The sequence below is a fragment of the uncultured Vibrio sp. genome (genome assembly GCF_947488985.1).
Taxonomy (GTDB): Bacteria; Pseudomonadota; Gammaproteobacteria; order Enterobacterales; family Vibrionaceae; genus Vibrio.
On record NZ_CANLBV010000047.1, the window covers coordinates 14,862 to 27,929 of the forward strand.

The window sequence follows — 13,068 nt, forward strand, 5'->3', positions numbered from 1 at the left end:
TGCAGCTTGAGAGTAATATGAATTCTAATGGCTAGGAAATGTCACATGCTAGCGATGATCGCACTGAGAAGCCTCTGGAAAAACCTTCTTAGAGATTTAGTTATATTAATTGTCTTCGGGTAACACTTACGACTGTTATTGCTTGTAGGGATACTTCGCTCACCTTTAACTGGGTGAGCAAATTCAATGTACCGCTAAACGCACCTTCACAACGATACAATCGAGATAAACGATGGGATAGACCGCATCAAGCGGACGAGCCTGCCACTCAACGACTTGCTCCAGAACGGCATCGGTAACCTTAGATATTAGGCTGGCAGATACCTCAGCATCATACATTTTGAAGAGTAGCCATTTCGGCTGTTATCAGTGGTTGAAGAAGAGTGTTTTTCGTAACCAAGGTACTCATCAAGTTCAGAATTGAGCACGGTATCAACGGTCACCTTGGTTAACATTTTTCTGAAGTCATCAAGATCAGAAGGTGTCTTAATCGACTTGGCAGCTTCGCGAGCGAAGGCCTCTAGAGCTTTCTTATCCATACTGCTTATTCTTAGCCATGACTGGCTTAATTATAACCAGATACACAATTTAAATTACAGGCTCGCGGATAAAGACCGACTTGTGTCAGGCCAGGAGCCAGCTAACATCCAATAGAACAAGCCCAAGATAGTCACTCTACCTTGGGCTTTTTATTATCTCAGTTTGAGCTAAGAACTGCTCTCTTCTTTTCTCTTCAAAATCTCATCAACCGTCATAGAGTTCCCCTGTTCGTGAATTGTGTTGATTCTTACGGGATTTCTTGACGCTTCTTTTTGATATTCTGTTAAATAGATATCATTGTGTATATGTTCAGCCGTCATCTTAACCATCAGGCGATTGTTGGTATACAAACCTTTCGTTTCTTCGCGATGTGAAAAAATCAGTGATAAATTCATATCGACAACCAACATAAACCGGTGCGAAGGGTAATCTTGTTCGTCGATATCAAACCTTGAGTAGACCTCAATGTCCGGATGAGGTTTTTCGATACGATTAAACGAGAAACAGATAACACGCACACCACGTTCAATAGCTTCTGAAAACTCTTCCGAAAACAGTGATAAGTGGAAGTCTGTATTCAAATAGATCTCCAACTTAGCTTGAGCGATCAATTCTCGAGCCCTTTGAACAACGTGCTCGTAACCCGACACGTTGTACACAAACTCTTTCTCCTCAGGCAGCATCATCTTTGACAGTTCTTTTTTGAGAATACCGATGTTTTCAATCGTGTTTTTCTCAATCTGACTGAAGATCAGATCTGGTGATTTCGCTTCGTATTCTTTGGTATCACCATCAGAAAGGAAAATGTACCCATTGTTATATAGATTATCAATCGAAGAGTAAACCGAAGAGCGAGATAGCGAGATTTCTTTCGCTATTTTATAGCCGCTCGCTCGACCATTTTTTAACAAATTAATGTAAACAAGCGAATCTGTTTTCGTAAATCCAAAATCCATGAGTTTGGTAACGAGGTCTGTCATGGGTTTCCCTTTAAAACTATTCATTTTTCTCCTTCAAGACTACCATTCATAGAAGCGTGACATGAAGTGCTTATTGTAAATTTTGATACCGTTAACAAATGGTTGAACTATTTGCTTAAGTTATAAACAGGAATTCAAGTCCACTAACTCGTATGCTACGCCATCATGACTCACATTAACGGGGTCAACTCTCATGTTCGAGAACACTGTTAACGAGTTCACAAGCGAGGAAATACACTAGTTAAACAAATAGCTTAACATTTGGGGGTAACGCTTCGCCCAAGCTGATTCTGTATGTAGCCCGCCTTCATCAACCTGATATTGAAGCGTCACATTGGCTTTATTTTTTAATAGTTCACTCATTTTATTTGAGCCGTCTAAGTATATTTTTTCAAAATCAACACCACATCCACTACTCTCTTGCGTTCCCATATCCATATAAATTTTAACTGGGTTGTGTAACTGTTTACTTTCAACAAAATTGAACATTTCGGGCGCATTGAACCAAAAAGCAGGTGAAAAAACGCCAGCTAGAGAAAAAACATCAGGACGTTGAAGCACGCCATAAAGGCTAATAAAACCGCCCATTGAGCTGCCTGCTATCGCGGTATGATCTCGGTCAGTAAGTGTGCGATAGTTGTCATCAATATAAGGCTTTAAAGAACCGGTAATGAAGTCGATGTATTGCTGCCCTTCGCCGCCACTTTGGTAAACCGATTCAGGCCAATCAGGGAGTACAAAGTCAGGATCCATTTTCCAAGGCGAATACTCATACATGCGGCACAAACCTTCAAACTCCGCGCCATTTTCAATACCAACTACGATAGCCCCTTCATCGTCAGCAAAAAATTGGTCGACACTCGTTGGTACTTCCCATGAATCTCCACCAAAACTCAGAGATGACTCAAACAAGTTCTGGCCGTCATGCATGTATATAACAGGATATGAACGGCTACCATTGTGATAGTTCTTAGGCAGATAAATACGGATAGTTCTTTTACGCCCCAACTGAGGCATGTCGAAGTCTTCAATAATTTGGTAACGGCTATTATCTAGCTGGCTGTTTTTCATGATTTATCACCGGATATAAACGTTGTTCTTCGTGGCTCTTCCTCTCTAGCCTTTGTCTAAAGACTTCAACTAGAGAGGAAAAGTGATTAAATGATATGGTGGTCAAAAGCACCTAATGAGACGATTTGCCCTTCAACAACTAACTCCTTGCTTTCATTTGAGTTATTAAGAACAAACACCATAGAGCCACGGCGATAAGCAATACAATGCTCGTCTTCAACATGAATCCATTCAATACTTGGTTGGTTGAAGTCAGGGCTAGAGCGACGCAGTTTAATCAAAGATTGAACAAAGCTTCGGAATTCTAGATCTTGCTTACTTTCATCCCATTCCATGCACTTACGGTTGCCCTCAGTACCCATGCTGCGAGCACCGTCCATACCAACTTCGTCACCATAGTAGATACAAGGAGCACCAACCTGAGTGAACATAAATACGAAAGCCAGTTTCGCTTTGTCTTTATTACCACCGCACAAGCTCAGGATTCGAGACGTATCATGGCTATCAAGTAGGTTAAACATTGCTTCATTAACATTGTGTGGGTAAGACATGTAAGAGCGGCTTACGTCACTCATAAAGCCATGCTTATCAGAAAGATCCTGCGCGAAGAAATCTGTCATAGCCTGAGTCATTGGGTAATTCATCAGTGAGTCGTATTGCTCCCCTCGAAGCCACGCCATACCCTCATGCCATATTTCACCGAGAATGTAGCAATCTGGCTTAATACCTTTCACAACTTTACGGAAATCACGCCAGAATTCGTGGTCCACTTCGTTCGCAACATCTAAACGCCAACCATCAATATCAAATTCTTCTACCCAGTGACGAGCCACATCCAATAAATAAGCACGGCAATCTTCATTTTCTGTGTTGAGCTTTGGCATTTGAATCACATTACCAAATGTCTCGTAGTTGAAGTTTTGGTAGTCCCACTCATCTTCTGGTGTGTCTGGATAAACTGGGAACTTGTGGATCCAAAACCAATCTGCGTATTTTGAATCTGCCCCTTTTTCAACGACATCTAACCATAAAGGAGATTGATCTCCTATGTGATTAAATACAGCATCCAACATCACTTTCATGCCGCGATTATGAGCTTCTTTAACTAGCGCTTTAAATGCGTCATTGCCACCAAAATGAGGATCTACATTGTAGTAATCTACCGTGTCGTACTTATGGTTTGCATTAGCCGTAAAAATTGGACAAAGATATAAACCGTTAACACCAAGATTTTGTAAGTAATCCAGTTTTTCAATAACACCCCATAGATCACCACCCATGAAATTATCTGAAGTAGGCTCTGTTCCCCAAGGCATTACGCCTTCAGGTGAAATGTCTGAACGGCCGTTAGCAAAGCGTTCTGGGAAAATATGGTACCAAATCGTATCTTCTACCCATTTCGGCGTTTTTAGTACGTCGCGTGGATTAATGTATGGGAAACAAAAGAAGTTACTTAGATTACTTAATTCAATCTCAGCCGTTCTTTCGTCTGAAATTTCCACAATGCGCTTTTCACCAGATAGCAATTTTTCGCCATCTTTACCTTCAAGGATAAAGCCGTAACGACTACGACGTTTAGGTGGCGTGAATTCAGCAAACCAGTGGTCGTGGTATTCTGTTTCGCCTTCCTTGGTCATGGTCACGTCGTTGCCGCCAATCCAGCCGTGAGCTTCACTCCCGCCTAAGTTACCACCGTCTAAACCACCTTCAGCCCAACGGTAAGGGTCACCAATCCAAAGAGATACTTTCTCTACTTCACCCTTACCGGTGCGTAGTCGAATGTGCAGTGTTTCATTATTATAGGCGTAAGCATCCGCGCTCTTCGGCGTATGCGTAATAGAGCTTTTTGTAATCATAAAATTTGTATCCTAGCTAATTAGTACCTAGGTACAGGGACAAAGCCCCGCACTGGGTTTTATTCTTTTACAGCGCCGCTTACTAAACCGGTTGTAATGTGTTTCTGTGTAACCACGAACAGTAGCGTGATAGGAATTGCCACAAGCAATGAGCCAGCTGCGAATAGTGTGTAGTTCTCTGCCGAATTTGACGAAATCCAGCTAAAGATACCGATGGCAATCGTCATCTTCTCTTCACTACGTAGAATCAATGTTGGAAGAATGAAATCCATCCATGGTGCTGTAAATGTCATCAATGCAATAAATACCAATATCGGTTTTGCTAAAGGTAAAATAATGTCAAAGAAGATCGTTAAGTGACCTGCACCATCAATCTTTGCTGCCTCATCTAGCGATGTTGGAATCGCATCAAAGAAACCTTTAACCAACCAAGTTTGGAACGGTAAAGTACCCGCCACGTATACCAAAAGCAGACCTGTATAGGTATCAATCAAGTTTAACTTCGATAACAACACATAAATTGCTGTCATAGATAAGAACGCCGGGAACATTTGAATAACCAATACGCTCATAAGCACGTTTTTCTTACCCTTAAAACGGTAACGAGAAAAAATAAACGCCGTTAATGTCACTACAAATAACGAAATGACCATGTTTGCCGTTGCTAAAAGCAGTGTATTTTTGTACCACATGAAATATGGGGTATCAGTGAACAACGCTTTGTAGTGGTCAAGCGTGAACTGGAAACCCTCAAACGATGAACTAAATAAGTTACTACCAGGTTTGAATGACGCGATAACTGTCCAAATAACCGGTGATAATACCAATATTGCATTAGCAATAAGGAACAGGTAAACCAGCGCTGTTCCAGCTTGTCTAAGAAGTTTATTCATCTTTTACATACCTACATCGTCTTTGAAAGACTTCATTCGACGGAATTGCCAGATAGCAATCACCGATAGGAATAGGAAGATCACAATCGAAACTACTGAAGCAATATGGTATTGCTGGAAGTTAAGAGTTAACTGGTAAATCCAAGTAATAAGAATGTCGGTATGGCCTGCATAACGATATTCAGGGTTAATTGGTCCACCTTCTGTAAGAAGATATACCGCACCAAAGTTGTTGAAGTTGTGCGCGAATGTCATAACCAGTGATGGAGCAACTTGATGAAGTACCATTGGCAATGTGATTTCACGGAATTGCTGGAACTTGCTTGCACCATCCACTTCACTTGCTTCATAAAGGTCTTCTGGGATATTAGTTAATGCGCCGGAAATCAATAACATAAAGTAAGGAGCACTTGCCCAAACACTCACTAGAATTACCGTGATTTTTGCTGTTATCGGGTCAGACAAAAATGCTATAGAATCAAAACCCCAAGAATTCAGCGTGTTATTTACCGGCCCAATACCATTGAGGAGTAAACGAAAGATAAGCAAAGTAACAAAAGCTGGGATTGCGTATGGCAAAATGAAAATCAAACGGAATACGCGTTTACCTTTAATGCTCTTATTGGACAACGCGAGCGCAAGAAGGAAACCAAAGCCACAAGTCAAAACCGTTGCACAAATGGCCCAAGTGATCGTCCATAAGCCAATACCAACAAAAGTTTGCGACCAAATCTTCATCTCGAACAATGCGAAGAAGTTTTTAAACCCCACCCAGTCAACCAAGTTGCGTGGCGGTATATGATGCGGTGCAGAATAGTTAGTAAAAGAGACCATCACCGTTATTAGAATTGGCATTAGGATGAAACCTAGCCCCATCAAAGCAGCTGGTGATAACGCTAAGAACGCGAAGTTATCATCGTAAAATGCCTTAACTTGCTGTTTAAAGCCTAGTTTGATTGGCTTAACGTTGCGTGCATCTTTTACATTTGCACCATAAACCAGCACAAACAAAAACGTAAACAGTGCCGAAGTGATGCCTTCAATCAACATTGAGATAGAGTGATCGCCCTGAACAACTTTAAAGCCGTTCCTTGTTTGAGCTACATCACCAAGTGTCACCAATCCTTTAAGTGACGCTGCAATATCCATCGCATACACAATGAATAACAACTGAATAGTTAAGAAGAGTATACCTTTGAGGTGATGCCCCTTCATAAACTGAGTTGTACCCATTATTACCATGGAGGCGGGTAACTTAGTGACCACGCCTGGTTCTGTCTTAACCATAGTAGACATTAATCCTGTCCTTATTCTTGTAAAGCGATCTGTTCTTGAATGATAGACATAGCTTGTTCCGTCACCTCTTCTGGTTCTTTATCATTGACCACTAATGCTGTAATCGCACTCGCCATTGGAGACCAAATAAAACCCATTTCTGGAATTGAAGGCATTGCATCAGAGAAGGTAACTTGCTTGATAATGGCTTGAGATTCCGGAGAAGCCACTTTGGATACTTTATCTAATACAACCTGTGCGGGCGGGATAAGCTGTGTCATCTCAAAACGCTTGGTTAGCATTTTGTCCGTGGTTAAGTACTCAGCAAATAGCTGCGCAGCCATTGGGTATTCCGTGTATGCAGACACTACCGCTAAACGAACTGTAGAAAAAGTACGTGGTTGTTGACCATCGTACGTTGGCATTGGCACAACGCCCAGATTGATCCCTGCGTTAACATGCTGCTCTACCGCCCATGGACCATCAACAATTGCTGCGACTTTACCTTCTGCGAACAAGCCGCGGCGAACTTGCGGATTACGCATATCAAATGGGTTAAAACCTTGTGCGCGTTGTACATCTTTTAAAGCAGCTAAGCCTTTTTGTGCCTCTGGACTTGCGATACCGATGTCTCTCGCATCAGTACCATTTTTACCAAATTCGTATCCACCGTATAACGCTAGGAACATACGTGATTCATAGTAGTTCTGGATATCCCAAACAAAACCGTATTTGTTTTGTTGTTTGTCATTAAAGGTTTCAGCAAACTTCATTAACTCTTCAAACGTTTTAGGTTCTTGTGGAAGAAGATCCTTGTTATAGAACAATGCCGTAGTCGCGATGCTGACTGGGAAGCCGTACGTTAAGCCTTGAAAATAAGAGGCAGCTTGAGCACTTTGAAGAAACTCACTGTTTACACGTTCTGCATTAACTAGGTTTTCCATAACACCACCTGCAACGACAAGCGTCCCCAGCGTGTCATGTTCAATTTCAGCCACATCAGCAACGCGTGTTGTACCGCCATCTTGAATTAGACGGCTTGCGCTATCCATTGGTGAAAGGCCACGAAGTTTAAAATCAACGTTATAACCTAGGTCTTTATTGAATTCACTTGAAGCGTATTCCATATATTCCAACGTTTGTGTATCCGTCCATATCACCAGCTCTGCACCCGCCTCGGGTTTTATCTCCTCAGCGTTAGTAAATGAAGCAGCTACAAGTGTAGAAAGCACAGCTGTTTTTATAATTTTATTTTTCATTAGTTCACCACAGTTAATTGGGTAGTTCACGATGTACTACTAGATGCTAATTTATTATAAATTTTAGTCAACTTTCATAGCTACAAATAGATTAATTTTGTGACTCTCGTCATTAAATAAAATAAACATCGATAAAAAACAACTACTTATGTAATTAATCAAAATCACAACGACATCATAAATTAAAGGGAGCCGAAATTAAAAATCAGACAAACACTTAAAATTAAGTGATTCAAATCACACCAATAAATAACAAACATGACCAAGCTCACATTAAATAGCTAACTGACAAGACAAACAAAAAAAGTTACCAAATAATCGCCATCAGAAAGAGTGGTTCATCTCGGACTACTACCTATCTACCCTACATAAAATAAAAATTAAGGCCCGACCATGAATAAGAAATTGCTTTCAATTCTTATTGCAAATGCAGTGGTTGCATCAAACTATGCATACGCAAATCGTAATACAGAAGATTTGGAGAGAATATTTAGAACTCAAAGCGAAGATCAACAAAATGAGCTAACGTTTGATAGCTTCTTCTCAGCACACGGTACAGTGGGTACTGCGTTCGAATTTGAAGATAAAGTCACGGATTACGAAGGTGGTCGTAGAGATAAAGAAACGATAAAAACAGCGTATATCGGTAAGCTTTACTACCACCATAAAATGTCAAACATGGCATTTACCTATGATCTGAAAACACAAGATCTCGTAAAGCGCTTATTTGATTCAAGCGGTAACCAAACTGGTGCTGAAACCTCCTCTACTTGGGTGCACATATTAACTGCACAAAAAGCAATCTCTTTAGGTAACGGTTTTACCACGGGTGCGTTCTACGGTGTTGATTACCAAGTTGGCGTTGTTAACGGCAATGGTGCATTTGATGTAGATAAGACGATAACTGAACATACATTCCATATTCCTCTGACTTACTACAACCCGAAATACGGCATGGGCTTTTACTCTCACGTAGAACTGCTAAAAAGTAAGATAGATCAAGAAGCTGGCGGTACTTGGGGTGAGTATAAGCAAGACGACCTAGCGTACAGTTATCTGTTCAAACCTTACTACCGTACTGGAAACTGGGAACTTGGCGTTGAATTGTTCTACCAAACAAAAGACACCGAAACGAGCTGGGGTGACTCTAAGTTCACTGAGTTCTACTACGAACCACTCGTAACATACAGCTTTGAAGACGCTGGTACTTTATTCCTACGAGCTCGTTTTGGTGAGAATGAAACAATCAATAAAAATGATGGCGCGGAATACTACACTGACATATTGAAAGGAACAGTCGGTTATGAACAGGAAGTTGGCGATGATTGGTTGGTAAAAGCTGAGTACGAATACACGAAAGACGAAAATACTCATAACAACTTCCATGCTTGGGATGAAGACAAAGAAACCATTGGTCATAAAGTCTACCTTCAAGCACTATACCGTTTTTAATATCGTTTAAGTTTGGAGTTAATAGAATTATGTTAACCGTTTCTGAAGTTGCTCAAATCTTAGGTGGGACTGTTGAAGGAGACCTTTCAGCACCTATCTCTCGCATTAGTTCTGTGGCGCAAGCTACTGAAGAGTGTGCTGCAATTGTTCTTTCAAAGAAAGATGAAAAAAAACTTTCTAAAACAAACGCTAGTGTAATTATCGGACCAGAGGCAATTCGATTAGCTCGATCTAAAACTAAGCTCATTCTAAACAAGCTAGACGTAGATAAACTCAATGATTTACTTCGTTACTACCGCGTACATAAGTACCAACTGTTTGATCAAGAGAACACTTCACTAAAGGCAGATGTCTACATTGGAAAATTTTGCTCAATTGGCGAAAACTGCCACTTGGGTCCTGGTGTGAAAATTATGAATGGCGTGACTATTGGTAACAATGTGGCGATTAATGCCAACACCGTTATTAAAGAAGGAACAGTCATTGGTAACAACGTAATAATTGATTCGAACAACTCCATTGGTAACTTCAGCTTTGAATATATGGCAGGTAAAAGCTCTCGCTATGAGCGCGTAGAAAGTGTCGGCCGAGTTGTCATAGAAGACTATGCAGAGCTAGGTTGCAACAACACGATTGACCGCGGAACCTTAGGTGACACCATTATTGGTGCGGGTACAAAAATCGATAACCAAGTGCAAATTGGACATGATTGCCAATTAGGAAGAAGCTGCCTAATCGTCTCTCAAGTTGGTTTAGCTGGTCATACTATTTTCGGAAATGGTGTGATTGCTCAAGGACAAGTGGGTACAGCTGGCAATTTATCGATTGGCGATAATTCAATCATAAAAGCTAAATCAGGGGTAAGCCGTTCTTTCCCTGCCAATAGCGATTTATTTGGTTACCCGGCTAAAGATTCAAAATCTTACTTTAAAAATTTAGCGGTACTAAACTCACTAACAAAAGAGCGTTCAAATAAAGTAGATAAAGAGCATGCTGTAAATAAGTCTTTATTTCAACGCATCTTTAACAAATGATTAATAAATAGAGTGACCGATGATGGAAGCTTTTAACGTAAACGTTTCTAATTTAATTCATGCAAAGCTTGGTAAGTGGAACGAAAATGTAATGCTCACCCTAGATGAAGAGACTAGCTTACATATTCCACCTGAGCATCAAAATAAACTCAGTCACTATATTGACTCAGATATTATCTTTGGTATTCGTCCTGAGTTTGTCAGTATCGCGGATAACGATGAAATGTTTAATGTAATCGATGCTCAACTTGTCGCTTTCCATGATAAAAATGGAAGCCAATACCAAGAATTCAGCATTGGAAATAATAAAGTTATCTGCCGCTCTGAAAAAAACATTAATGAACACAGTATCGGACAGTTATTTAAACTGAACTTTGATACTTACTTCGGCCATATTTACGACCGTGAAACAGAAGAAAACCTTACAATCTAAAATTAACGGAACAAATTATGAAAGCTAAAATTTTAACTGCACTTTGCTCTACTCTATTATTTGCTGGATGTGCAAGTACATTAGACAGCCAACCAACCACTATGGCAACTGGGCCAATGGTCAGCTGTGATTTACCAACTGTTGAAGGTGATCGTGGTCCTATTCGCCCATCACTGTACGTTGTAGGCACATTTGACCAAGCGGAATGGATGCATACCCCTGAACGTGCAATGTCTTACAAAGGCGACGGTATTTACCAAGTCGTAACGAGTGAAAAAGCTGGTACTGTGAACCTGCAGATTGCCACTCTTAATTGGAAGCCGCAATTTACGGCTTCTGGTAGAAATCTAGCAGTTGGCGAGCTAAAAGAGCTTAAAAAAGGCGGCTTCATGAAAGACACCATCGTTGATATTCCAGCAGATGGTCAATATGTATGGAGTGCTAAGTTCGCTGGCGACAAATCACCAGAGAGTGTGGTGATTGCAAAGTGTTCTAATTAGTTTAGTACATAATAGCCACATACAACTCAAAAGAGGAGGCTGCCTCCTCTTTTTAAAAAGTACTTATCTAAACAAATAGATAAGTATTTTTCCTTAAACAAATTTTGGTCCTATGCTGTCAATTGTTCAGGACCACCCTAATACCAAAATGTGGAGTTCAACATGGCAACGGTTAGCCTACGCAAAGTAGAAAAAGAATACGAAAACGGCTTCAAAGCAGTCCACGGCATCGATCTTGACATCCATGAAGGTGAATTCATGGTATTTGTTGGACCATCAGGTTGTGCTAAATCGACCACACTTCGCATGGTTGCGGGTCTAGAAGCTATTTCTGGTGGCGAGATTTGTATCGGTGATAAAGTCGTTAATGATCTTCCTCCAAAAGAACGGGGCATTGCGATGGTGTTCCAAAATTACGCACTTTACCCACACAAAACTGTTTTCGATAACATGGGGTTTGGCCTGAAAATGCAGGGCAAGTCGAAAGAAGAAATCAAAGCTCGTGTTGAAGAAGCTGCGGAGAAGCTAGAAATCACAGATCTTCTCGACCGTAAGCCTAAAGAGATGTCTGGTGGCCAACGTCAACGTGTCGCGGTAGGTCGTGCCATTGTTCGTAAACCAGATGTATTCCTTTTCGATGAGCCCTTATCAAACCTTGATGCAAAACTGCGCGTATCAATGCGTGTAAAAATAGCCCAACTGCATCAAGCATTAAAAGAAGAAGGCAACCCAGCGACTATGATCTATGTAACCCATGATCAGACAGAAGCATTAACGCTAGGTGACCGAATTTGTGTATTAAATAAGGGGGAAATAATGCAGGTAGACACCCCTACTAACCTGTATAACTTCCCAGCCAACAAGTTTGTTGCTGGCTTCATTGGTTCTCCTGCCATGAACTTAGTTAATACCGCCCTTCGTGAGGAAGATGGCCATTATTTTGTTGAACTGGCACCTGGTTCAAGAGCTGTCATCCCAACAGAAAAAACAACTCAACTGGCTGAGCATATCAACACAAAAGTATTCTTTGGTATTCGTCCGGAACATATCTCTATAGCATCAAGCAAGGATGATTTAAATGCTATTGAAGGCAAACTTGCTGTAGTTGAAAACATGGGGAACGAGAAATATTTACACTTCCGTGTAGGTGGAAACCTAGTTATTGCTCGTGTATCAGGTTCTGAGATCTCAACATCAGATATTGGTAATACTTATTACTTCAACCTTGATACCAGCTTCTGCCACATTTTCGACGGTAAAGAAGAGAAAAACATTTCTCTAAAATAAGTATGTGATAAATCCCTAAGCCAGCGTTCACTTGAACGCTGGCTTTTTCATTGGAGAAGGAATGAATATGAAAGTATTACAATGTTGGGATGATGGTGTGGTATCGGATATCCGACTGATTGAAATCTTGAAAAAGTATAACGCCACAGCAACCTTCAACCTATGTATTGGTAAAAATGGTGAAGATAGAGAAGTGGTCGGTCAGTTTGAAGAAGTAGATATTGTTAGTTTGAAGCGAAGTGAACTCTATGACTTATATAAAGATTTTGATGTTGCTAACCACTCACTGACGCACCCTTTCCTTTCTTCTTTATCCTATGAAGAAGTTCATCACGAAGTGGCTCAAAATAAAGCCCAATTAGAGACAGTCTTTCATCGTGAGATAAAAGGTTTTTGCTACCCATTTGGTTCGGCGTTGTTGCTTAAATCAGTTGAACCTTTTCCAAGTCCTGTGATCTATTCTTTTATGGTGATTAGAACGGTGGTGA

12 protein-coding genes and 1 pseudogene are annotated in these 13,068 nt (G+C 40.7%); 6 read left to right on the forward strand and 7 right to left on the reverse strand.

Translation table 11 applies throughout. The annotated features are described in order from the left end of the window. Positions 1-198 precede the first annotated feature (198 nt). From Q1A70_RS11735 to Q1A70_RS11765, 7 genes and pseudogenes are all read right to left on the reverse strand, one after another. A pseudogene (locus Q1A70_RS11735) lies at positions 199-539 on the reverse strand (transposase); the annotation flags it as partial. Positions 540-707: 168 nt separating this feature from the next. Continuing rightward, positions 708-1,520, reverse strand: a complete 813-nt coding sequence (locus Q1A70_RS11740; protein ID WP_299691241.1) for a helix-turn-helix domain-containing protein — start codon at positions 1,518-1,520, stop codon at positions 708-710. Between the two features lie 237 nt (positions 1,521-1,757). Next, the gene (locus tag Q1A70_RS11745) at positions 1,758-2,591 is read right to left on the reverse strand and encodes an alpha/beta hydrolase-fold protein (protein ID WP_299691190.1); all 834 of its coding nucleotides are present in this window, start codon (positions 2,589-2,591) and stop codon (positions 1,758-1,760) included. A gap of 86 nt (positions 2,592-2,677) precedes the next feature. Beyond that, entirely contained in the window at positions 2,678-4,447 is a 1,770-nt protein-coding gene (locus Q1A70_RS11750; protein WP_299691187.1) for a glycoside hydrolase family 13 protein, read from the reverse strand. A gap of 59 nt (positions 4,448-4,506) precedes the next feature. Beyond that, on the reverse strand, positions 4,507-5,340 hold the full coding sequence (locus tag Q1A70_RS11755) for a sugar ABC transporter permease (RefSeq protein ID WP_299691184.1): 834 nt from the start codon (positions 5,338-5,340) through the stop codon (positions 4,507-4,509). A 3-nt stretch (positions 5,341-5,343) separates the two neighbouring features. After that, positions 5,344-6,627 (reverse strand): sugar ABC transporter permease, encoded by a 1,284-nt coding sequence (locus tag Q1A70_RS11760; protein WP_299691238.1) that lies wholly within the window; start codon positions 6,625-6,627, stop codon positions 5,344-5,346. A 20-nt stretch (positions 6,628-6,647) separates the two neighbouring features. Next, the gene (locus Q1A70_RS11765; protein ID WP_299691180.1) at positions 6,648-7,874 is read right to left on the reverse strand and encodes a maltose ABC transporter substrate-binding protein; all 1,227 of its coding nucleotides are present in this window, start codon (positions 7,872-7,874) and stop codon (positions 6,648-6,650) included. Positions 7,875-8,267: 393 nt separating this feature from the next. Between Q1A70_RS11765 and Q1A70_RS11770 the strand changes: the two genes are divergently transcribed. The 6 genes from Q1A70_RS11770 to Q1A70_RS11795 form a co-directional block, all read left to right on the forward strand. Then, on the forward strand, positions 8,268-9,326 hold the full coding sequence (locus tag Q1A70_RS11770) for a porin (RefSeq protein ID WP_299691177.1): 1,059 nt from the start codon (positions 8,268-8,270) through the stop codon (positions 9,324-9,326). Between the two features lie 29 nt (positions 9,327-9,355). Beyond that, entirely contained in the window at positions 9,356-10,360 is a 1,005-nt protein-coding gene (locus Q1A70_RS11775; protein ID WP_299691174.1) for a UDP-3-O-(3-hydroxymyristoyl)glucosamine N-acyltransferase, read from the forward strand. 19 nt (positions 10,361-10,379) lie between these two features. Continuing rightward, positions 10,380-10,793, forward strand: coding sequence for a hypothetical protein (locus tag Q1A70_RS11780; protein ID WP_299691171.1), 414 nt, complete (start codon positions 10,380-10,382; stop codon positions 10,791-10,793). A 17-nt stretch (positions 10,794-10,810) separates the two neighbouring features. Further along, positions 10,811-11,293 carry a glycosidase gene (locus tag Q1A70_RS11785; protein WP_299691168.1) on the forward strand — a complete coding sequence of 161 codons (483 nt, stop codon included), beginning with the start codon at positions 10,811-10,813 and terminating at the stop codon, positions 11,291-11,293. Positions 11,294-11,455: 162 nt separating this feature from the next. After that, complete coding sequence (gene ugpC / locus Q1A70_RS11790; protein ID WP_299691165.1) at positions 11,456-12,580, forward strand: sn-glycerol-3-phosphate ABC transporter ATP-binding protein UgpC; 1,125 nt, start codon at positions 11,456-11,458, stop codon at positions 12,578-12,580. 67 nt (positions 12,581-12,647) lie between these two features. Continuing rightward, positions 12,648-13,068, forward strand: a 421-nt coding sequence (locus Q1A70_RS11795; RefSeq protein WP_299691162.1) for a polysaccharide deacetylase family protein, incomplete at its 3' end; no start/stop codon positions are given.

Bases quoted from the DNA above. Each gene is read 5' to 3' on its own strand.
- Q1A70_RS11760 (WP_299691238.1), bottom strand. From the start codon at position 6,627: ATGGTTAAGACAGAACCAGGCGTGGTCACTAAGTTACCCGCCTCCATG.
- Q1A70_RS11780 (WP_299691171.1), top strand. From the start codon at position 10,380: ATGATGGAAGCTTTTAACGTAAACGTTTCTAATTTAATTCATGCAAAG.
- Q1A70_RS11775 (WP_299691174.1), top strand. From the start codon at position 9,356: ATGTTAACCGTTTCTGAAGTTGCTCAAATCTTAGGTGGGACTGTTGAA.
- Q1A70_RS11750 (WP_299691187.1), bottom strand. From the start codon at position 4,447: ATGATTACAAAAAGCTCTATTACGCATACGCCGAAGAGCGCGGATGCT.
- Q1A70_RS11765 (WP_299691180.1), bottom strand. From the start codon at position 7,874: ATGAAAAATAAAATTATAAAAACAGCTGTGCTTTCTACACTTGTAGCT.
- Q1A70_RS11745 (WP_299691190.1), bottom strand. From the start codon at position 2,591: ATGAAAAACAGCCAGCTAGATAATAGCCGTTACCAAATTATTGAAGAC.
- ugpC (WP_299691165.1), top strand. From the start codon at position 11,456: ATGGCAACGGTTAGCCTACGCAAAGTAGAAAAAGAATACGAAAACGGC.
- Q1A70_RS11785 (WP_299691168.1), top strand. From the start codon at position 10,811: ATGAAAGCTAAAATTTTAACTGCACTTTGCTCTACTCTATTATTTGCT.
- Q1A70_RS11740 (WP_299691241.1), bottom strand. From the start codon at position 1,520: ATGACAGACCTCGTTACCAAACTCATGGATTTTGGATTTACGAAAACA.
- Q1A70_RS11770 (WP_299691177.1), top strand. From the start codon at position 8,268: ATGAATAAGAAATTGCTTTCAATTCTTATTGCAAATGCAGTGGTTGCA.
- Q1A70_RS11755 (WP_299691184.1), bottom strand. From the start codon at position 5,340: ATGAATAAACTTCTTAGACAAGCTGGAACAGCGCTGGTTTACCTGTTC.